The sequence below is a fragment of the Nocardiopsis deserti genome (genome assembly GCF_008638355.1).
Taxonomy (GTDB): Bacteria; Actinomycetota; Actinomycetes; order Streptosporangiales; family Streptosporangiaceae; genus Nocardiopsis; species Nocardiopsis alborubida.
The window spans coordinates 53,569-74,510 of sequence record NZ_ML703350.1; the positions used below are offsets into that span (position 1 = coordinate 53,569).

General features: G+C 72.0%; 18 protein-coding genes. 9 read left to right on the forward strand and 9 right to left on the reverse strand.

Annotated features, from left to right (window positions below):
* Positions 1-418: 418 nt before the first annotated feature.
* From FYW99_RS07580 to FYW99_RS07600, 5 genes are all read right to left on the reverse strand, one after another.
* Positions 419-1,252, reverse strand: a complete 834-nt coding sequence (locus FYW99_RS07580) for an ABC transporter ATP-binding protein (RefSeq protein WP_150251267.1) — start codon at positions 1,250-1,252, stop codon at positions 419-421.
* The gene (locus tag FYW99_RS07585; RefSeq protein ID WP_150251268.1) at positions 1,249-2,283 is read right to left on the reverse strand and encodes a FecCD family ABC transporter permease; all 1,035 of its coding nucleotides are present in this window, start codon (positions 2,281-2,283) and stop codon (positions 1,249-1,251) included. Before FYW99_RS07585 ends, FYW99_RS07580 begins: the two co-directional genes overlap by 4 nt.
* On the reverse strand, positions 2,280-3,323 hold the full coding sequence (locus tag FYW99_RS07590; RefSeq protein ID WP_150251269.1) for a FecCD family ABC transporter permease: 1,044 nt from the start codon (positions 3,321-3,323) through the stop codon (positions 2,280-2,282). The genes FYW99_RS07585 and FYW99_RS07590 overlap by 4 nt, the downstream gene beginning before the upstream one ends.
* Complete coding sequence (locus tag FYW99_RS07595; protein WP_150251270.1) at positions 3,320-4,360, reverse strand: iron-siderophore ABC transporter substrate-binding protein; 1,041 nt, start codon at positions 4,358-4,360, stop codon at positions 3,320-3,322. Before FYW99_RS07595 ends, FYW99_RS07590 begins: the two co-directional genes overlap by 4 nt.
* Before the next feature lie 372 nt (positions 4,361-4,732).
* The gene (locus tag FYW99_RS07600; protein ID WP_150251271.1) at positions 4,733-5,572 is read right to left on the reverse strand and encodes a helix-turn-helix domain-containing protein; all 840 of its coding nucleotides are present in this window, start codon (positions 5,570-5,572) and stop codon (positions 4,733-4,735) included.
* 276 nt (positions 5,573-5,848) lie between these two features.
* Here FYW99_RS07600 and FYW99_RS07605 point away from each other — a divergent pair, with 276 nt between their 5' ends.
* Together FYW99_RS07605 and FYW99_RS07610 are read left to right on the forward strand one after the other, a co-directional pair.
* Entirely contained in the window at positions 5,849-7,351 is a 1,503-nt protein-coding gene (locus FYW99_RS07605) for an MFS transporter (protein ID WP_223838853.1), read from the forward strand.
* A 385-nt stretch (positions 7,352-7,736) separates the two neighbouring features.
* A complete protein-coding gene (locus FYW99_RS07610; RefSeq protein ID WP_150251272.1) occupies positions 7,737-9,554 on the forward strand; it encodes a LamG domain-containing protein in 1,818 nt (605 codons plus the stop codon).
* A 136-nt stretch (positions 9,555-9,690) separates the two neighbouring features.
* On the opposite strand, the gene FYW99_RS07615 is transcribed toward FYW99_RS07610, so the two are convergent.
* Complete coding sequence (locus FYW99_RS07615; protein ID WP_150251273.1) at positions 9,691-10,020, reverse strand: DUF3140 domain-containing protein; 330 nt, start codon at positions 10,018-10,020, stop codon at positions 9,691-9,693.
* Positions 10,021-10,233: 213 nt separating this feature from the next.
* Positions 10,234-11,283 (reverse strand): LacI family DNA-binding transcriptional regulator, encoded by a 1,050-nt coding sequence (locus FYW99_RS07620; protein ID WP_150251274.1) that lies wholly within the window; start codon positions 11,281-11,283, stop codon positions 10,234-10,236.
* A 273-nt stretch (positions 11,284-11,556) separates the two neighbouring features.
* Between FYW99_RS07620 and FYW99_RS07625 the strand changes: the two genes are divergently transcribed.
* The 6 genes from FYW99_RS07625 to FYW99_RS07650 all read left to right on the forward strand — a co-directional run bounded on the left by FYW99_RS07625 (position 11,557) and on the right by FYW99_RS07650 (position 18,389).
* On the forward strand, positions 11,557-13,074 hold the full coding sequence (locus FYW99_RS07625; RefSeq protein ID WP_150251275.1) for a sugar ABC transporter ATP-binding protein: 1,518 nt from the start codon (positions 11,557-11,559) through the stop codon (positions 13,072-13,074).
* Positions 13,071-14,090, forward strand: coding sequence for an ABC transporter permease (locus tag FYW99_RS07630; RefSeq protein ID WP_150251276.1), 1,020 nt, complete (start codon positions 13,071-13,073; stop codon positions 14,088-14,090). The genes FYW99_RS07625 and FYW99_RS07630 overlap by 4 nt, the downstream gene beginning before the upstream one ends.
* Entirely contained in the window at positions 14,074-15,195 is a 1,122-nt protein-coding gene (locus tag FYW99_RS07635) for an ABC transporter permease (protein ID WP_150251277.1), read from the forward strand. The genes FYW99_RS07630 and FYW99_RS07635 overlap by 17 nt, the downstream gene beginning before the upstream one ends.
* The gene (gene rhaS / locus FYW99_RS07640; protein ID WP_150251278.1) at positions 15,192-16,259 is read left to right on the forward strand and encodes a rhamnose ABC transporter substrate-binding protein; all 1,068 of its coding nucleotides are present in this window, start codon (positions 15,192-15,194) and stop codon (positions 16,257-16,259) included. Before FYW99_RS07635 ends, rhaS begins: the two co-directional genes overlap by 4 nt.
* 305 nt (positions 16,260-16,564) lie before the next feature.
* Positions 16,565-16,882, forward strand: coding sequence for an L-rhamnose mutarotase (locus FYW99_RS07645; RefSeq protein WP_150251279.1), 318 nt, complete (start codon positions 16,565-16,567; stop codon positions 16,880-16,882).
* Positions 16,883-16,934: 52 nt separating this feature from the next.
* Positions 16,935-18,389, forward strand: coding sequence for a BNR repeat-containing protein (locus tag FYW99_RS07650; protein WP_150251280.1), 1,455 nt, complete (start codon positions 16,935-16,937; stop codon positions 18,387-18,389).
* A 52-nt stretch (positions 18,390-18,441) separates the two neighbouring features.
* Here the strand turns inward: FYW99_RS07650 and FYW99_RS07655 are convergent, their stop codons facing one another.
* Positions 18,442-19,077, reverse strand: a complete 636-nt coding sequence (locus FYW99_RS07655) for a hypothetical protein (RefSeq protein WP_150251672.1) — start codon at positions 19,075-19,077, stop codon at positions 18,442-18,444.
* Between the two features lie 58 nt (positions 19,078-19,135).
* Here FYW99_RS07655 and FYW99_RS07660 point away from each other — a divergent pair, with 58 nt between their 5' ends.
* Positions 19,136-19,438, forward strand: a complete 303-nt coding sequence (locus FYW99_RS07660; RefSeq protein WP_150251673.1) for a hypothetical protein — start codon at positions 19,136-19,138, stop codon at positions 19,436-19,438.
* 10 nt (positions 19,439-19,448) lie between these two features.
* Here the strand turns inward: FYW99_RS07660 and FYW99_RS07665 are convergent, their stop codons facing one another.
* Positions 19,449-20,666 (reverse strand): MFS transporter, encoded by a 1,218-nt coding sequence (locus FYW99_RS07665; protein WP_150251281.1) that lies wholly within the window; start codon positions 20,664-20,666, stop codon positions 19,449-19,451.
* Between the last annotated feature and the right edge of the window lie 276 nt (positions 20,667-20,942).

A 20,942-nucleotide genomic window follows, 5' to 3' on the forward strand; every position in this document is an offset into this window, starting at 1 on the left:
CGTCCACGTCTCGGAGGAGGAGGCCCGGCGGGTCGCCGCCGCCGGACTTCACCTGGTGCAGGCGGTGCAGCTCTTGGTAACCGGCGAAGGCCATGCTGGCGGTCCGGAGACGCCACATCGCCCAGCCTTGTGACCTGCCTCACCTGCTGCCTCGAACCGTACGTCGGGCTTATGTCGATCGTCAAGCAGAAGTTGTCAGTGGAGGTCGCAATAGGTGAAGTCCGGTCATTCAATAGACCCTGGTCCGCAGGGGGATGCGGTGCGTGCTTCCGGGGTCTGCGAGCGCGCCTGGTGTCACCGTCCGGGTTCACTGTGTGGCTCATGGTGTGCGAGTGGTGGCATGCGAAGGCGCCGGTGGAATCCTTCGTCGGCACCGACGGAGACCTCCACCGGCGCTACCTGTCCGGCGGGCGGGACCTCACTCCATGAGCTGCTTCTCCCCGCGTTCCGCCCCGGTGCCGTGGTATCTGCCCAGGGGCAGCATGAGGGGCCTTCCCGACGTGGGGTCGGTGATCACCTCGCTGCGCAGGCCGAACACGGCGTGCACCGTCTCAGGGGTGAGCACCCGCTCGGGCGTGCCCGCGGCGTGCAGCCGACCGGAGGCGAGCGCGATGAGGTGGTCGGCGTAGCGCGCAGCCAGGTTGAGGTCGTGCAGGACCAGCACGATCGTCGTCCCCAGCGAGCGGTTGAGGTCGGTGAGCAGGTCCAGCACCTCGACCTGGTGGCTGACGTCGAGGAACGTGGTCGGCTCGTCCAGCAGGAGCAGGTCCGTGCGCTGGGCCAGGGCCATCGCGATCCACACGCGCTGGCGCTGTCCGCCGGAGAGCTCGTCGACGGGCCTGTCGGCGAGGTCGACCGTCTGCGTCGCCTCCAGCGCCTCGGCCACGGCCTCGTCGTCCTCCCGGCTCCACCGCGAGAGCATCTTCTGGTGGGGGTGGCGGCCCCGCCCGACGAGGTCGCTCACGGTGATGCCCTCTGGGGCGATCGGCGACTGCGGCAGCAGTCCGAGCGTGCGCGCGAGCTCCTTGGACGGTAGGCGGTGCACCTCCTTGCCGTCCAGGAGCACGTGCCCGACCCGGGGCGCGAGCAGTCGCGACATCGAGCGCAGCAGGGTGGACTTGCCGCACGCGTTGGCGCCCACGATCGCGGTGATCCTCCCGGGCGGGATGGTCAGGTCCAGGGACTCGATGACGACGCGGTCCTTGTAGCCGAGCGTCAGGTCCTCGACGAGCAGCGAATGGGCCGTGGTCACAGGGAGCCTCCCACGCGGTTGGTGCGGACGATCAGGTAGACGAGGTAGGGGGCGCCGAGCACGCCGGTGACGACCCCGACCGGGTAGCGGGTCCCGAAGGCGAACTGCGCGCACAGGTCGGCGACCAGGATCAGCAGCGCCCCGACCAGCGCGGAGGGTACGAGCAGGGAGCCGTTCGGCCCGACCAGGCGTGCCGCGATCGGCCCCGACAGGAAGGACACGAAGGCCACCGGCCCCGCCGCTGCGGTCGCGAAGGCGATGAGCCCCACCGCCGCGACGATCGCGACGAGCCGGGTCAGGTCCACGCGCACGCCCAGGGCCGAGGCGGTGTCGTCGCCCAGCTGGAGCGCGGAGAGGTTGCCCGACTGGTGCAGGAGCACGGGGGAGAGCACGGCCAGCGCGACCAGCACCGGGACGGTCTGGTCCCAGCTGGCGCCGTTGAGGCTGCCGGTCAGCCACCGCATCGCCTCCTGGAGGTCCCACTGGGCGGCCTGGTCGAGGATGTAGTCGGTGACGCTGGTGAGCATGGCGGCGATGCCGATGCCGATCAGGATCAGGCGCGTCCCGGCCACCCCGTCCTTGAAGGACAGCCCGTACACAGCCAGCGCCACGAGCAGGCCCGCGACGATCGCGAAGGCCGAGACCCCGGCCTCCCCGAGCGAGAGCACCACGATCGCGAACACGGCCGCCGCGCTGGCCCCCGCGCTGATGCCGATGATGTCCGGGCTGGCCAGGGGGTTGCGCAGCATGGTCTGGAACGTGACGCCCGCGAGCCCGAAGCACAGCCCCGCCGCCACCGCGAGCACGGCCCGCGGCAGCCGGAGCCGCCCCACGGTGAACGAGGCGCCCGGCACGTCCTGGCCCAAGACCACCCGCACGACGTCGCCCAGCGGGTAGAAGGTCTGCCCGACCATCAGGGTCAGGACGAACACGAGGACGATCGAGACGGCCAGGGCGGCGATCACGACGCGCCGCCGGTACGCGCGGCGCACCCGGCCGCGGGTGACGGTCTCGACGGTGGAGGCGCTCACAGTGCACGAACCTTCTGACGGCGGACGATGTAGATGAAGAACGGGGCGCCGATCAGCGCGGTCACGATCCCCACGTCGATCTCCGCGGGGCGCGCCACGATGCGGCCGACCACGTCCGCCGCGGTCAGCAGGGCGGCGCCGGTGAGCGCTGAGAACGGGATCAGCCACCGGTGGTCCACGCCCACGAGCAGGCGGCACACGTGCGGGACGACCAGGCCGACGAAGCTGATCGGCCCGGTCACGGCGGTGCTCGCGCCGCACAGCACGACCGCGCCGACGAAGGCCGCGCCCCGCGCGAGGGCGACGCGTTCGCCCAGGCCCGCGGCGAGCTCGTCGCCCAGCGCGAGGAGGTTGAGCGCACGCGCCGACAGCAGGCACACGACGAACCCGGCCAGGAGGAAGGGCAGCACCTGCGTGACGCTGTCGAAGGTCCCGCCGCCCACGCCGCCGATCTGCCAGGACCGGGCCCCGTCGGCGATGTCGGCGCGCGGGAGCACGACGGCCCTGATGAAGGAGGCCAGGGCCGCGGTGGTCGCCGCCCCGGCGAGGGCGAGCTTGAGCGGTGTGGCCCCGCCCCGTCCCAGGGAGCCGATCGTGTAGACGAACACCGTGGTGACGCCCGCGCCGACGATCGCCACCCAGACGAAGCTGGTCGCGGAGGCCAGGCCGAAGTAGGCGATGCCCGCGACGACGGCGAGCGAGGCGCCCATGGTCACGCCCAGGATGCCCGGGTCGGCCAGCGGGTTGCGGGTCACTCCCTGCATGACCGCCCCCGCCACGCCCAGGGCGGCGCCGGCGAGCACGGCCAGCAGCGTGCGGGGGATGCGCTTGGCCACCGCCGCCTGGTCGAAGTTCTCGGTCGCGCCGCCGAACGCCGCCACGACGGCCGACCAGGGCACGTCGCGCGAGCCGACGACGACCGAGGCGAACATGAGCGCGGCCAGTGCGCACAGCACCACCAGCAGCCACAGGGTCTTGCCGCGCCTCGGGCGCCGCACGGCGGCGGCGCCCGAGGCGGCGGGTGCGACTCGCGTTGTCACTGCGCCCCGTCAGCTGCTTCGGCGAGGAGCGACAGGTAGTCGTCCAGGACCCACGAGATCGACAGCGGGGTCGGGTTCGCGGCCGTGCCCAGCGGGTCGTCACCGGGGAGGTTGACGACGGAGCCGTTCTCCACCGCGGGCATCTGCGACAGCAGCGGGTCGCCCTCCAGGGTCTGCACCAGCTCCTCACCGCCGTAGGTGACGATGATGTCGACGTCGTTGAACGCGTCCGCCTGCTCGGCGCTCTGGCTCAGGGAGAACTGCTCGGTCTCGGCCGAGGCGGTCGCGATGCTCTCCGGCGTCTCCAGGCCCAGGTCCTCGAAGAACATGGCGCGCGTGTCGTGCGTGGTGTAGAAGCTGACCTCGCTCAGGTCCGTGGTGTCCACGTGGGTCAGGAACATCGCGGACCGGCCCTCGAACTGCGGGTACTCCGCGACCGAGTCGGCGATCTCCTGCTCCAGGCCGGCGATGAGCTCCTCGCCCTCGGCCGCCATGCCCAGGGCCTGACTGTTGAGCTCGATCATCTCCCGCCACGGCGTTCCCCAGGCGGTCTCGGGGTAGGCGACGACGGGGGCGATCTCGCTCAGCGTGTCGTAGTCCTCCTGGGTCAGCCCGGAGTAGGCGGCCAGGATCACGTCCGGCGCGGTGTCCGCGACGGCCTCGAAGTCGATGCCGTCCGTCTCGTCGAACAGGACCGGGGTCTCCGCGCCCAGTTCGGTGAGCTTCTCCTCGACCCAGGGCAGCACGCCGTCGCCGTTGTCGTCGCCGAAGTCGGCGGAGGCCATGCCGACCGGTACGACCCCCAGGGCCAGCGGGACCTCGTGGTTGGCCCAGTTCACCGTCGCGACCCGCTCGGGCTTGGACTCGATGGTCGTCGTGCCGAGCGCGTGCTCGATGGTGACGGGGGTCCAGTCCCCGGAACCGCCGCCGTCCTCTCCACCGGAGGAGTCGGAGGAGCTGCCGGAGGAGCAGGCGGCGAGCGCCACGGTGAGCAGCGCGGCGGTGGAGAGCGCGGCCAGCCTTGAAACGCGGGGCATGGTTTCCTTCCCATCGTGGCCCTGGGGCCTCTTGTGGCCGTGGGGCCTCAGCCATGGCGGTGCCATGGTCCGGCTCCCGCACCGCCCCGGCGCGCACACGGGGGTGTGCGTCCGGGAGGGGACCGGTCAGGTGCGGGGGTGCGTGGGGGACAGGGGCCCAGGGGCGCACACGCCGACCCGACCGCGGCGATGCCGAGAGATTAGGTTTGCCTAACCGAATTTAGGGTGTCCTTGGTGGGTTCGCAATCACGTAGATGTGACATCTTTTGTAGCGAATCGGACAAGAGGGGCGTGACGGGGGAGGCTGGAGGGGCTGGTGGGGCCTGTGCCGCCGGCCCTGTGGCGGAAGCTGAAACGGTGTCCCGGCGGGCCTCACAGGGCGCGGAAGCGCCCCGGACTCAGCCCCGTGACCCGCCGGAAGGCCACGCCGAACGCGCTCGCCGAGTGGTAGCCCACACACACCGCCACCTCGTCGATCTCGTCCCCCCGCGCGAGCATCGTCACCGCGTGCTGCACGCGCGCGGTGGTCAGCCACTGGCTGAACCCCAGACCCGTCTCGGAGCGGAACGCCCGGGTGACGGTGCGGGTGCTCACGCCGAGCCGCGCCGCCCACACGGCCAGGGTGGTGGTGTCGGCGGGGTCCTCGCGCACGGCGGCGACGATGGGGGCCAGCAGCGGCGACTCGGGGATGTGCAGGATCAGCTCGTGCTGGGCGGGGGCGAGGATGTCCAGCACCATCGCCTCGGTCCTGGAGCGCTCGTCCGCGGTGAGGTCCTCGGCGTCGAGCCGGTCGAGCAGGAGCCGCAGGAGCGGGGTGACCTCCATCGCGACGGGCCCGTCGGAGATCGAGGGCACGGCGTGGACGCCGAACTGCGCGGCGCGGTGCCAGGTTCCCGCTGGGGTCCAGCCGGAGTGGCGCGTTCCGGCCGGGAGCCACAGGCCGACCGTGGGGGTGATCGTCCAGACCCGCGTGCCGATGGTGGCGGAGGAGGCGCCCCGCTGGTTCCAGAGCAGTTCGTGCGTCGGGTGCGAGTGCTCCTCCCAGAACGTGTCCCGGGGGATGATCTCGGTGCTGCCCATGACGACGAAGGGCACCTCGATCTCACCGGCGGCGTAGGAGGGGAGCCTGCGGCTGTCGATCGCGTCGCGCTGCGGGGGTTTGGCGGAGCGCGGCCGGGCCCGGCGGCCCGATCGGGTGTCTTGTTCGACCACGTCATCCAGGTTAGGCGCCGGTGGGCGCTGCACCGGCGGCGGCCGGGGCCGTCCTGCAGGTCGGGCTCCAGTACCCCAGCACCCCCAGCTCCGGAACAGCCGTTCCGGGGCCGGGACGGAGGGGCGCGCTGAGAACCGCGTTCCCGTTCCCCGGCTTCGCGCGGAGCCCTTGACCTCAATAAAAGTTGAGGTTCAAGAATGATGGTCACCACTCACGACACGAAGGAGAGGCGCGTGCGTACGACGCGTAGTCAGCGGCGGAGGCCACGTTCGGGGATGAGGCCACGCCCGGGGGTGCTGCTCGCCAGCGTCATGCTGGGCGTTCTGGTCGTGGCCATGTCGATCTCGGGGACGGCGGTGGCCGTCCCGAACATCGGGGTGGACCTGGAGGCCTCCGGCGCTCCGCTGCACTGGGTGGTGGCCGGCTACAACCTCACCTTCGCCGCGTTCACCCTGGTCTGCGGCTCCCTGGCCGACCTGTTCGGGCGGCGGTTGCTGTTCGCCGTCGGCGCGCTCGTCTTCCTCGCGGGCAACCTGGCCAGCGCCCTGGCCGGTGACATCCTCCTCCTGGACGCGGCCCGCCTGCTCACCGGTGTCGGCGGCGCGGCGGTCATGGCCAGCGGCGGCGCCCTGTTGGCCACCGCCTTCGACGGTGCCGCGCGCACCCGGGCCTTCGCCGCCATGGGCACCATGGCGGGGGTGGGCATCGCGATCGGCCCGACCCTGTCGGGTCTGCTGGTCGGCGCCGTGGGCTGGCGTACGGCGTTCCTGGTCTACGCGGCGGTCGGCCTGCTCATCCTGGTCGGAGCGGTGTTCGTCGCCGAGTCGCGGGCCTCCGAACGCCCGCGCGTCGACTGGTTCGGCGCGGTGGCCTTCGTGGTCAGCCTGACGCTGGTGATGTACGCGGTCATCGAGGCGCCCGAGGCGGGTTGGGGGACCCCGGCGGTGGTGGGCGCCTTGGCGGCCGGTGCGGTGCTCCTCGCGCTCTTCTTCGTCATCGAGAGCCGGGTGGCCCGGCCGGTGCTCGACCTGAGCCTGGTCCGCGACGGACGGTTCATGGCCTGGTGCCTGGCGACGCTGACCACCTCGGTCGGTTTCCTGGGGGTGCTGGTCTTCCTGCCGACCTACCTCCAGGGGGTGCAGGGAGTGTCCGCCCAGACAGCCGGTCTGATGATGCTCATGCTCACGGCACCGGTGCTGGCGGCCCCGTCCCTGGGCGGGTGGCTGGTCGCCAGGGGTGTGTCGGCACGCGGGACGATCGTCGTCGCGCTGCTGCTCGTGGCCGGGGGCAACGCGCTGCTCACCGTGCTCCACCCGCAGATCAGTGCTCTGGGACTGGCCCTGCCCCTGGTACTGGTCGGCACCGGCATGGGTCTGTCGTTCGGTATCACCGACGGCCAGGCGATGGGCGTCATCGAACCCCGGAAGGTGGGCATGGCGGCGGGTTTCCTCAACACGCTCCGCGGTGGCGCCGAGGCCCTGGTCATCGCGGTCTTCGGGGCGGCGCTGACCAGCATCGTCGCCGCCCGCACGGGATCGTCCGAAGCCGCCGCCCGGGTGACCGCCGGGGACGTGGGAGGGCCGGGGGTCCTTGCCGATCACCTCACGGCGGCCTGGGACATCACGTCCTGGGGTGTCGCGGCCCTGTCGCTGGCCGCCACGGCCGTGGTGTTCGCGCTCCTGGCCCGGCGCCGGGGCGCGGTGGGAGGGGTTTCCCAGCAGGAGGGGACGGAGAGGGAGGAGACGGAGCCCACGGGGCCGGAACCCGTCGAGAGCTAGCCCGTCGAACGCCGACGCTTCCGCGGCGTGCCGAGGCGGCCCGGAGGAGCGCGGCCGGGCCGCCGGGCCGCTGACCGGTTGCCTGTCCCGCCCGCGTCATTCAGGGTTGCGCCTGTCGTGCCGCATGTGCGCGCTGGCGGCGGGCATCGTGAGATCAAACGTGAAAACGATGACCAAATGTGGCCACAGTGAATCCAGGTTCCATCTGGGTGGGTTTTCGTTCATGTTGTCTCTAATGTGCGCATCTCTGTGTGATGTGGGTTACTCGGGAAAGGTTTTTTCGAGCCTGTTAGCCTCACCTCTCGGCCCAGGACAACCACCGACCGCGCCCCGATGGCGCGGACCCCCAACAGGTGATCCCCACCCTGGATGAGAGAGCCCTGCCATGACCCTCCGTACTCGGGTACGCGTCGCCGCCCTCATGGCGTCGGTACTCCTGCTGCCCGTCCTGTCCACACCCGCTCTCGCGGGAGAGGGGCTCAAGGTCACCTCCACCGACTACCCCTCCGGAGACGAGTTCCATGGTGCGCCCGGCCAGCCCGGGGAGTTCACCTTCTCCAGCACCGGTGCCGAGGACGTCCAGAGCTACTTCTACGCTCTCAACGGCGGCTCCTGCGTCCACGAACTCACCCCGGAGGAGCCCGGCGGGTCGGTAACGGTGACCCTCACTCCGCGCCGGGAAGGACCCAACAGCATCTACGCGCGTACTGTGGACGCTTCCGGCAACTCCTCCGACTGCGTACTCGTCTACTCCTTCCTCGTCGCCCCACCCAGCGACCCGGTGGCCCACTTCACCTTTGACGAGGGCCAGGGCGACCACGCCGCCGACATCGCCGATCCCGACCGAGGCGCGACCCTGTCCGACGGCGTGGAGTGGGTCCGCGGCCGGGTCGGCTCGGTCGAGAACCCCGACACCAACCCCGCTCCGCGCATGGAGGGCACCGCCGTCCACCTCGGTGGCGGTACCGGCGGCGACCCGGGTTCCTACGACGAGATCACCGTTGACCACCCCACCGTCGACACCTCCGGCACCTTCTCCGTCTCGGCCTGGGTGAAACTGGACCGAGCCCACGACGACCACATCGCCGTTGCCCAGGAAGGCGCCGCGCGGAGCGCCTTTCGTCTCGGCTACCGGGGCGACACCGGCAAGTGGGTGTTCGAGATGTCATCCGAGGACGGATATCAGCACGCTTCCCCGGGGTGGACCGTGACCGCTTCCACCGACTCCGCCGAGATCGGGGCGTGGACCCACCTCCTGGGTGTCCACGACGACAAGACCGGCGAGCTCACCCTCTACGTCGACGGTGTCGAGCAGGACACCGCCGCCCACCCGGGACCGTGGAACACCCGGGGGCCTCTCACCATCGGGCGCGCCCTGTCCCAGGGCACGAGCGGCTACCACTGGTCCGGGGCCATCGACGACGTCAGGGTGTGGGACCGGGTCGTTCCGGACGAGGCCGTGTCCGCTTCCGAGACCAACTCCGAGGTATGGCGTCTGGCCAACCGTCCGATCGCCGCCGAAGGTCTATGGAAGCTCGACGAGTGGGACGGCACGACCGTGGACGACGCCACCGACCACGGACTCGACGCTGTCCTGCACGGTGACCCCCTCACCGCGTGGAACACCGCTGAGAACGACATCACCTTCTCCCCTGGTATGCGGTTGGGCGGCGGCGACGAGTACGTCGAGGCTTCCGGCCCGGCTGTGCGCACAGACCGCAGCTTCAGTGTCGCGGCCTGGGTGCGCCTGGACGAGACGGGCAAAAGCGTCAACGCCACCGCTGCCAGCCAGACCGGCGAGTTCCAGAGCGGCTTCGAGTTGGGCTACCAGGGCTCGAACAGTTCATGGGTGTTCAAGATGGCCCCCCACGACGACGCCCCCGCCTCCGGTCCGGACGGATGGTCCTACGCCTACTCCAGTACCGCCGCCCGGCTGGGGGAGTGGACCCACCTGACGGGGATCTATGACCACACCGGTGGTGAGCTGGTGCTCTACGTCAACGGATCCGAGGAGTCCCGTGTGGCGATGGACCACGCCTGGCACGCCGACGGCCCGCTCCGGATCGGCAGCGCGCAACACGGTGGCTCCAACATTCACCACTGGACTGGCGATATCGACGACGTCCACGTCTACCAGGGCGTCCTCGACGGCTCCTCGGTATCCTCCGTTTACAGCGGGCTCTTCCCGGGCGCCCAGCGCTGATCGTTGCCGGGGCCGGGCCCTGTGAAGTGATGACGGCCGTGCCGGACTCCGGTCCGGCGCGGCCGTCGGCGTGTGGCGGCGCTCACCGGGGTGTGTGGACGGGGGCCCGCACCTGCGGACCGCTCAGCGCAGCGCGTCAGCCCTTGAGCGGATCGTGCCCCCAGTTCATCAACGAGTACCGCCACGGGGTCCCGCTCGGGTCCCCGGACGGCTTCTGCGCCAGGTGGCGGTGCACGTAACCGGTGACCTTGCGCATGTGCTCGTAGTCCTGCTCCTTGAGGTCACCGTCGGAGGAGCGCAGGATGTCCACGATCCGCCGTCCCGAGCGGTGCCCCTTGGACTCTCCGCCGCCCTCGCCCACGGACTTCGACTCGTCGGTCTCCAGCCACCGCTCCAGTTCCTTGGGTGTCATGTTGACCGCCTCACCGAACTCCTGCCGGATCTGTCGCCGCTGCTTGTCGTCCATGTCCCGGCCTCCAAGGTTCTGACGGGCGGGCGCACCCGCCACCACCCGTGGCGCGGGCCGTCGGCGCACCGCGGTCAGCCCTCGGCGCGCCTGCCGAGTACGCGCGGCGCGGTCTTGCGGGCCGACCCTGTCACGGGACGCTCTACCCCAATCCCCCGCAGCGGACCGCCCCGGGCCGTCCCCGCCGCCGGGACGCTCTGCGCCGCCCCCCGGTCAGGGCCGGTACACCGCCGTCGAGCCCCGCACCACCAGTTCCGGGGTGAACAGCACCCGCTCGTGGACGTGCTCGCCGTGGTTCAGCTCCGACTCCAGCAGGCGCATCGCCGCCCGGCCCAGCTCGTACTTGGGCTGGGCCACCGTGGTCAGCCCCGGGTGCACCAGGTCGGCGAAGTCCACGTTGTCGTAGCCCACCACCGACATGTCCTCGGGCACCCGCAGGCCCCGCTGGCCCAGGCCCTTCATCACGCCGAGCGCCAGCTGGTCGTTGGCGCAGAACACCGCACGCGGCCGCTGCCGCGGCCCTCCGCCCAGCACCGCGTCCACCGCCCGCTCGCCCTGCTCGGGGTTGAGCAGCGGCTGCTCGACCACCCGCACGCACGTGTCCGGGTCCAGCCCGGCCTCCGTGAAGGCGTCGCGCAGTCCCTCGTGCCTGCGCCTGACCTGTTCGATGGCGAACGGCCCCGTCAGGAAGGTCACCGTCTCGTGCCCCAGCCCGATGAGGTGCCTCCCGGCCGCCATGCCGCCCGCGTGGTTGTCCACGCTGACGCTGCACCCCACGTCCTCGGCGACGTCGCCCCGGTCCAGGGCCACCCAGAAGGTCCCCTGGCGGCTCAGCCACAGCAGGTCCGACAGGTCGTCGTCCACGGGCATCACCACGGCCCCGGCCGCCCGCTGCTCGGCCAGCAGGCGCACGTTGCGCTGTTGGCGCTCGCGCTTCTCGGCGGAGTTGAGCAGCACCACGGCCAGCCCGGACCCGGCCGCCTCGTCCTCCACGCCCCGTGCGACCTCGGTGAAGAACGGGTTGGTCACGTCCAGCACGAGCAGTCCCACCGACTCGCTGCGCCCCGAGCGCAGGCTGCTGCCGGAGGAGTTGCGCACGTAGTCGAGTTCGGTGATGGCCGCCTCGACCCGCAGACGGGTGGCCTCGGCGACGCGCTCGGGACGGTTGAGCACGTTGGACACGGTTCCGGGCGAGACCCCGGCGTGCCGGGCGACCTCGGTGATACCCACGCCGCGGCGTGCGTTGGGGGACCTGGTGGACAAGGGGCTTCTCCCGTGCGTGTGCGGAGGGCGATGCGAAGCATCGTACTCACACCCCGATTGAAACGTGTCAATCCACTGCCCGTGGCGGGGTGCTCCTGGCCCCGCAACTGCTGGAAAGGGCTTACCGGCAGCAGGGTCGTTATCGGGGCGAGACCTGCGAATTCTCGGGTGTTCCTCTTGACGGTGTGGTGTGGGGCACTTAACATCCACTTCATATTAAAACGTTTTTGCCGGTCACGGCAAACAGACACGGCAAAGAGAAGGAGGGCGCACGTGGACCCAGCAGAGGTCCCCCCACCCCTCGCCCTGGTCGACGTCACCAAGTCCTTCGGGAGTGTCAGGGCCCTGCGGGGGCTGTCCCTGGAACTGCGCTCCGGAGAGATCCACGCACTGGTGGGCGAGAACGGGGCGGGCAAGTCCACCCTGGTCAAGACCATCGCGGGTGTACACCGACCGGACGGCGGGCAGGTGCTCGTGGACGGCCGCCCCGAGGAGTTCGCCGCGCCCGTGGACGCCCAGCGCGCCGGGGTCGCGGTCATCTACCAGGAACCCACGCTGTTCCCCGACCTGTCGGTGGCCGAGAACATCTTCGTCGGCCGCCAGCCCCGCACCCGCATGCGCACCATCGACCGTGGCCGCATGCGCCGCGACACCCGGGAGGTCTTCACCCGCCTGGGTGTGGACATGGACCCCGACCGCCCCGCCCGGGGGTTGTCCATCGCCGACCAGCAGCTCGTGGAGATCGCCAAGGCCCTCACCCGCCAGGCGCGGGTCCTGGTCATGGACGAGCCCACCGCCGCCCTGTCCGGTGTGGAGGCCGAGCGCCTGTTCACCGTCGCCCGCACCCTGCGCGACGCCGGTTCGGCGCTGCTGTTCATCTCCCACCGCTTCGACGAGGTCTTCGCCCTGTGCGACCGCATCACCGTGGTCCGCGACGGCGCGTTCGTCTCCTGCGACCCCACCGGCGACCTGGACGTGGACACCGTCGTACGCCGCATGGTCGGCCGTGAGGTCACCAGCCTCTACCCCAAGGAGGAGGCCGAGCGCGGCGAGGTCCTGCTGGAGGTCGACGGCCTGACCCGCCACGGCGTGTTCGCCGACGTGTCCTTCTCGGTGCGCGCCGGGGAGATCGTCGCCCTGTCCGGGCTGGTCGGCGCCGGACGCAGCGAGGTCGTCCGCGCCGTGTTCGGGGTGGACCGCTACGACGCGGGAACCGTGCGGGTGGAGGGCAGGCCGCTGGCGCCGGGGCGGCCCCGGGCCGCCATGGCCGCCGGGCTCGCCCTGGTCCCGGAGGACCGCCGCCAGCAGGGCCTGGTCATGGAGTCCTCCATCGAGCGCAACGCCACCGCCACCCGCCGCTGGCCGCTCAGCCGCCTGGGCCTGCTGCGCCCCCGCGCCGAACGCGACTCCGCGCGCGAGTGGGGCGAGCGCCTGAGCCTGAGGTTCGGCCGCCTCACCGACCCCGTCTCCACCCTCTCCGGCGGCAACCAGCAAAAAGTCGTCCTGGCCAAGTGGCTGTCCACCGAACCCCGCGTGCTCTTCGTGGACGAGCCCACGCGCGGCATCGACGTGGGCACCAAGGCCGAGGTCCACCGCCTGCTGTCCACCCTCGCGGGCCGGGGGCTGGCCATCGTCATGGTCTCCAGCGAGCTCCCCGAGGTCCTGGGCATGGCCGACCGGGTCCTGGTCATGCACGAGGGCCGGGTCACCGCCCACCTGGACCGCGGGGAGGCCGACGAGGAGTCGGTCATGTACGCGGCCACCGGACAGCGACCGAGCGAGGCCGCATGACGAACACGGTCAGTACCGTCCCCACCTCCGCCCCCGCGCGCCGCAGGCTCCAGTTCCGCGAACTCGGCGTGCTCCTGGCCGTGGTGATCCTCGTGACCGCCACCTGGCTGTACAACCCCGGGTTCCTGTCCAGCCAGGGCGTGCGCGACCTGTTCCTGGGCGCCACCGTCCTGTCCGTCCTCGCCGTCGGCCAGGCCCTGGTCCTGATCACCAGGAACGTCGACCTCTCGGTCGGCTCGGTCATGGGCCTGTCGGCCTTCGGCACCGGCCTGCTGTTCGTGACCTTCCCCGGCCTGCCCGTCCCCGTCGCGATGCTCGCCGGAGTCGGCATCGGCCTGGTCGCGGGGCTGCTCAACGGCCTGCTGGTCACCACCGTGCAGGTCCCCGCCCTGGTCGTCACCCTGGGCACCCTGTACGCCTATCGCGGCCTCAACCACTGGTGGGCCGGGGGCGGGCAGGTCAACGCCCACGACATGCCCGACTCCTTCCTGCTCCTGGGCCGTTTCAGCGTCCTGGGGGTGCCCCTGCCCGCCGCGGTCGCCATCGTCGTGGTCGCCGTCGTGGGCTTCTACCTCGCCAGCTACCGCTCGGGCCGCGAGCTGTACGCCATCGGCTCCGACGCCGACGCCGCACGGCTCTCGGGCATCCCCGCCTCGCGCCGCGTCACCTGGGCCTTCGCCGCCAACGGCGCCCTGGCCGGGCTGGCCGGGGTGCTCTTCGCCGCCCGTTACGGCACCGTCGACTCCACCGTGGGCACCGGCATGGAACTCCAGGTCGTCGCCGCGGCCGTGGTCGGCGGCGTGGCCATCGCGGGCGGCGTGGGCACCGTCTACGGCGCCGCGCTCGGCGCCGTCCTGCTCACCACCATCACCGCGGCCCTGCCCATCTGGCAGGTCAACCAGTTCTGGCACCAGGCGGTGGTGGGCGCGCTCATCCTGGCTGCCATCGGCCTGGACCGGCTGCTCGCGGTGCGTACCGCGCGCAGGCTTCGAGGAGGAGGTGCCCGTGGCGCCTGAACGCACCGTCACCGCTCCCGCCCCCGACCGGGCGCCCGAGGGCGTCCCGGACCGGGGTCCTGGAGGCCCCGGCCGGATCCGGTCGCTGCTCTCGGCCCGCGAGGCGCCGGTGGTGGGCGCGCTCGTGGTCACCCTGCTGGCCGCCGGGCTGTTCGTGGACATGTTCGCCACCGCGCGCAACATCGACTTCCTGGTGCTGAGCGTGTCCGCCATCGCCCTGATGGCCCTGCCGATGACGCTCATCGTCATCACCGGCGAGATCGACCTGTCGGTGGCCAGCACCCTGGCGCTGACCAGCGCCACCCTGGGACTACTGTGGGAGGCCGGGGTCGCCATCGAGACGGCCCTGTGGATCTGCCTGGCCGTGGGCGCGCTGTTGGGCGCCCTCAACGGGTTCCTGGTCACCGTGTGCGGACTGCCGTCCCTGGCCGTGACCATCGGCACCATGGCCCTGTACCGGGGCCTGGCCTACGTGCTGCTCGGCGACCGCGCCGTGGCCAGCTACCCCCAGAGCTGGGTCAGCGGCGCCCGGGCGCCCTTCCTGGGCGTGGAGGGCCTGCCGTGGATCGCCGTGGCGATCCTGGTCCTGGCCGTGCTGTTCGGGGTGCTGCTGCACGCCACCGCCGTGGGCCGCTCGCTGTTCGACATCGGCAACAACGACGAGGCCGCACGCTTCACCGGGGTGTCGGTGCGCTGGACCAAGTTCTGGCTGTTCACGCTCAGCGGCACGGTGGCCGCCGGGGCCGGGGTCTTCTGGACCCTCCAGTACGGCACCTCCCGCGCCGACACCGCCTTCGGCCTGGAACTCCAGGTCGTGGCCGCCGTCCTGCTCGGCGGGGTGTCCATCTTCGGCGGGGTCGGCTCGATCCTGGGCGTGCTGAGCGGCGTCGTGCTGCTGGGCGCCATCCGCAACGCCCTCCAGCTGTTCGGCATCAGCAGCGAGGTCCTCCAGATCGTCACCGGCCTCATCCTCATCGCCTCCGTCGTCACCCCCAACATCGTGGCCCGGCTGCGCGCCAGACGCGCACCCGGCCCCAGTCCCTCCTCAGCCCCGGCCGCGGCGCCGTCCGCCGCGTCCGCCCCCACCAAGGGAGAACAGTCATGACCCAAGGCAACCCACGCCACCTGCTCCTGGCCGCGTCCGCGTTCGCGGTGCTGATGACCGCCGCCTGCGGCGGGGGCACCACCATCGAGGACGCCCAGGAGGAGAACGAGACCGGGCCGACCGGCACCGCCGACCCCGACGCGCAGATCCCCGAGGGCCTGAAGATCGACTTCCTGCCCAAGCAGCTCAACAACCCCTTCTTCGAGATCGTCAACCAGGGCGGCACCGAGGCCGTCGATGAGGTCGGCGGAACGGCCACCGAGCGCGGTGGCACCGAGGCCACCGCCGACTCCCAGGTGGAGTACATCAACGCGGCCAGCCAGGCGGGCAGCGACGTCATCGTGATCGCCGCCAACGACCCCGACGCGGTCTGCCCGGCGCTCAACGAGGCCCGCGACAACGGCGCGGCCATCGTCGGCTACGACTCCGACGCCAACTGCACCGACGTGTTCGTCAACCAGTCCACCACCGACCTCATCGGCCGCACCCTGGTCGAGATGATCGCCGAGGACCTGGGCGGCGAGGGCACCTTCGCCGTGCTGTCGGCCACCCCCAACGCCACCAACCAGAACGCCTGGATCGCGGCGATGGAGGAGGTGCTCGCCGAGGAGGAGTACGCCGACCTGGAGCTGGTCGAGACCGTCTACGGCAACGACGACGACCTGGAGTCCTTCCAGGAGATGCAGGGGCTCATGCAGTCCCACCCCGACCTGGACGGCGTGGTCTCGCCGACCACCGTGGGCATCGCCGCGGCGGCCCGCTACATCAGCGACTCCGAGTACCAGGGGGAGGTCGCCGTCACCGGCCTGGGCACGCCCAACCAGATGCGCCAGTTCGTGCACGACGGCACCGTGGGGCAGTTCGCCCTGTGGAACCCGCTCGACCTGGGCTACCTGGCCGGGTACACCGGCGCCGCGCTCAAGGCCGGGCAGATCACCGGTGCCGAGGGCGAGACCTTCACGGCCGGGCGCCTGGGCGAGTTCACGTTCGAGACCGACGGGGAGATCGTGCTCGGCCCGCCGCAGGTCTTCGACGCCGAGAACGTGGACGACTTCGACTTCTGAGCCCGCTGCCGAGACCGCTCTCCGCGGCCGCCCCTGAGGCTGTCACCGGGTCCGGTCCGTGTGCCGGGGCCGCCCCCTGCGTCCGGGGCGGCCCCGGGGCTCCGGGAGCCTTCCACGGTCCTCCCGTCCCTTCGCGTCCGGTAGCCGTTCTCGCGGCCGTGGAGGCGTCTTGCGTGCACCCGGCACACGGAAAGCGGGCCCGGTCGGCGGCGCCCGGCCCGACGTGCCGCAATCCGTACCGCTTCGTGCATAACCGTCATGGTCTGTCACGCCTTCTCCAGACCCGTCCCACAGGAAGGACGTCCGTGCAGCGCGTCTGCTTCATCCTCAAGGTCCGTCAGGAACGCCTCGCCGAGTACCGGGAACGGCACGCCCAGGTGTGGCCGGAGATGCGCGAGGCCCTCAGCGCCACCGGCTGGCACAACTACTCGCTGTTCTGCACCGAGGAGGGCATGGTCGTCGGCTACCTGGAGACCGAGGACTTCGAGGCCGCCCGCGCCGCGATGGCCGAGACCGACGTCAACGCCCGCTGGCAGGCCGAGATGGCGCCGTTCTTCGAGGGCCTGCCCGGCCGTCCCGACGAGGGCATGGTGCCGCTGACCGAGGTCTTCCACCTCGCCTGACCGCCGCCTCGCCCGATCTCCGGCTTTCCCGACCCCCACGAGAGGAACCGCCGTGCCCCCCGTCCCGCGCTCCCCGCTGCGCGCCCTGACCGTACTCGCCTCCGGCGCCCTGGCGCTGGCCCTGACCACAGCCCTCACCGGCCCGGCGACCGCCGCCGACACGGCCGCCTCGGCGGCCGACACGCCCTCGGCCACGCCGCTGGGCAGCTGGACCCTGGACGAGGACGCCCTGTACTTCGTCTCCTACGACGGCCTGGTCAACAACGGCTCCTACCAGCAGTCCGGCATCCTCACCCACGGCCGGTACCAGTACGCCGCCTGGTACACCGAGGACCGCCACGCCCTCCTCGCGCGCCGCTCCCTCGACGGCGGCGCCTGGCGGACCCTCCGCCTGCCCCACCGGCTGAGCGTCGACGACTCGCACAACTCCATCTCGCTGGGCGTCTCCGCCGTGGACGGGCGCCTGCACGTGGGCATGGACACCCACAACAACCCGATCCACTACACGCGGTCCGAAGCCGGGCTGGTCACGGGCGGGGCGGACTGGAGCGCCGACTCCTTCGAGCCGATCCAGCGCGACCTGGCGGGCCTGGACACCGGCTCGATGACCTACCCCCGCTTCGTTCCCACGCCCGACGGCGGCCTCCAGTTCGCCTACCGCACCGGCGGTTCGGGTGACGGAACCCAGGAACTCGCCGAGTACGCCGACGGGGAGTGGACCCACCTGGGCGCCTGGTCCTCGCCGGACGGCTCCTACGCGGCCAACGGGGCGGTCAGCGACAGCCGCAACATGTACCTGCACGGGATCGGCTACGGCGACGACGGCCGGTTGCACGCCTCGTTCACCTGGCGCGAGACCGCGGCGGGCGGGGGCATCCTCTGCCACCCGGGCGGACTGTCCAACCACGACACCGGCTACGTCTACAGCGACGACGCCGGACGCACCTGGCGCACCGACGACGCCCGCCTCGCCGCGGTCACGGGCACCAGGATGCGGGTCTCCGTGGACACTCCCGGACACGTCGTGGACCCCCTGCCGCTCGACTACGCGCTCATGAACCAGGAGTCGCAGGCGATCGACTCCTCGGGCAACCCGCACGTGGTCATCAGCTACCGGCCGGGCAGGTTCGGGCACTGCTCGACCGACTTCGTCGACGACCGCAGACGGCAGGGGCGCACCTTCCACCTGCATCAGGACGACTCCGGGACCTGGCACAAGGTGGAGTTGCCCGAGCCGCTGAACGCCTTCGGGCGCTCCCGTCTGGTGCTCACCGAGGACGACACCGCCTACGTGGTCATGCCCTTCGGCCGCATCCTGGCCGCCACCGCCGACACCGGGTGGAGTGAGTGGACGACGGTCCACGACGGCGCGGGCGTCGACGCGTTCGGTGAGGTGCTGGTGGACGAGTCCCGGGTGGCCTCGGAGGGGATCCTGTCCGTCTTCTACCAGGAGGCGGGTTCGGGACCGTCCACGCCCATCCGCGTGGCCGACTTCCGGCTCGGCTGACCGGGGAGGGAAGGCCCGGCGCCCGGCCGGGCCCCTCCCCGGGCGTTCGGGGTCACTCGGCGGGCAGGTCCACCCGGATCTCCCCGCCGAGCGACGCGCCGCCCTCCAGTTCTAGGTCGTCGCCGCTCCAGAACCGTCCCGGGTCGTAGTACCCGGGCAGGCGCCCCGAGGGCAGCAGCCCCATGGCCTCGTAGGTCAGGGCGATCACCTCGGCGCAGTAGGCGGTCTCCAGCGCGCGCTCGCGCGCGCCCCGGCCGAAGGGCAGCTTGCGCAGGGGCAGGCGACCGCGCGCCCAGCGGGTGGCCATCTGGGTGGTGGAGGGGAAGGGGGTGCCGTTGAGCCGGGCGACCGTGCGCAGGGCGGCGTCCTCCATCGCACCGTCCGCCAGGGGGTCGAGCTGGCGCAGCCAGCCTCGCTGGCCGTACTTGCGGCCCCACACCAGGACGGCGTCGCGCAGGTCGTGCAGCTGTACGCCGCGCTGGTGCCTGCCGGTCCACACGTCGGGCAGGGACCGGCCGAGTTCGGCGTGCCACATCAGCGGCGGCAGATCCTCGACCACGATGGACATGCCGACGTGGTTGACCGGGCTGTTGGTGGTGATCTGGATGGCGCGGTCGGCCGCGCTCGTGCCGCGGAAGACCCAGACGTCACCGGTCCGGGTGAGCTCCAGCGCCTCGTTCAGGGACATGCTCGTGTCTGCCACACCCACTAGCCTAGGGAACATGCGTTGGTGGAAGGCCCTTGGAGTGGCCGCTTTCGTGGGCGTCGCGGCGACCGGTGCGGTGATCGCGCGGGACCAGCGGCAGCGCCGTGCCTACACCCCCGAACAGGTCAGGGAGCGGTTGCGCGAGCGCGCGGCCCGGGCCGAGACCACCGAGGCCGCCGGGACGGACGGGGCGGCCGGGATGACCGGAACGGCCGTGGAACCGGGGGAGGACCTCGGGGCGCCCGCGTGGCGCCGTCGGATGTCCGGGCTGGCCGCGGGGGTGCGGCGTTCCGCGGCGGCGGCCCTGGGGTGGCTTCGGGGCCGCGTGGACCGCTCGGTCTGAGGGACCGCCGTCAGAGCGCGGCGGCCGGTCGGTCCGGGTCGGCCAGGCGTGGGACGCCGGGAACGGCCAGCGGCAGGAGCGTGGTCACCAGCCCGGCCACGGCCGCGCCGACCAGCACGGGGCGCGGGCCCACGCTGTGGGCCAGGGCCCCGGCCAGCGCGTACCCGACCGGTTCCAGCGCGAAGCTGCCCACCTCGTCAACGCTGATCACCACGCTGAGCAGGTCCTGGGGGACCGCCCGTTGCAGGGCCGTGTACCAGTACACGCCCAGGAGCATGAAGCCCGTGCCGGTGGCGGCGTAGCCGGTCAGCAGCAGCCAGGCGGGCACGGTCGCGGCCAGGCCCAGCAGGACCAGCGGGTAGACGAGCACGCCCGCCAGGGAGACCAGGCCCGGGCGCGCCGGGTTCCAGCGGGCGGCGACGACCCCGCCCAGGAGTTGACCCGCCGACATGCACGACAGCGCCAGCCCGTAGACGGGTTCGGCGTAGGAGTCGGCGACCACGATCGGCAGCAGGGTGAACCCGGGGGCGAGGGTGGCCGGTGCCTGCACGGTGGCCACCGCGATGATCGCCACCACCCAGGGCCGCCGCACCACCTCGCGCAGCCCCGCCCGGAGGTTCGCACCCATCGTGGCCCCGGAGCGCCCGGCGGACGGCGCCGCCTCACGCACCAGCAGCAGCACGGCCCCGCCCACCGCGAAGGCCGCGGCGACCAGCACGAACACCGCCCGCGCCTCCAGGGCGGCGAGCAGCACCCCGGCCGCGGCGGGGCCGGTCACGCCCATGCCGCGTCCCACGACGTTGCGCAGGGCGTTGGCCTCGCGCAGCCGGTCGCCGGGGACCAGCAGCGGCACGATCGATCCGGCGGCGGGTTCGCTCACCGAACCGGCCGCGCCGCTGGCCGCCGCCAGGCACACGAACCAGGCGGCGGAGTCGGGGCCCAGGGCGAGGCCGAGCATGACCGCGCACTGGGCCAGATCGCCCGCGGCCAGGGCGGTGGACTTGCGGACCCGGCTCACCAGGGCGCCCGCCAGCAGGGTGCACAGGGATCCCGCCACACCGCGCGCACCCAGGACCAGGCCCAGGAGCAGCGGCCCGTGCCCGGCCAGCACCAGGCCGACCACGGCCACGGGAAGCATCGCCGAGCCGAGTTCGCTGGCGCCCCTGCCCGCGAGGAGGAGGCGGAACCCCCGGTGGCGCAGGGTCGGGGGCAGCGCACGCGCGCGCATGGGGGCCTCCTCGGGAAAAGCCCCCAGTGTGCCGGTGCTCCCCGCGGCCCGGCGAGTGGTTTTCCGGCGGCCGCGGGACGGGGGCGCTGCCTCCTGCGGCTTCCGCGGCGGGCAGGGGCCAAGGTGTTCCCGCGTGTTCCACGGGTAGGGGGCCGTGTTCCAGGCGGGGCGTGCGCCCCCGGCTCGGGGAGCTTTGTTACCCACTGGTACTACCGACTGGTAGCTTTGCTCTGTCGTGATGGCCGTACGGCCGCACCCGGACACGGACAGCGAGGA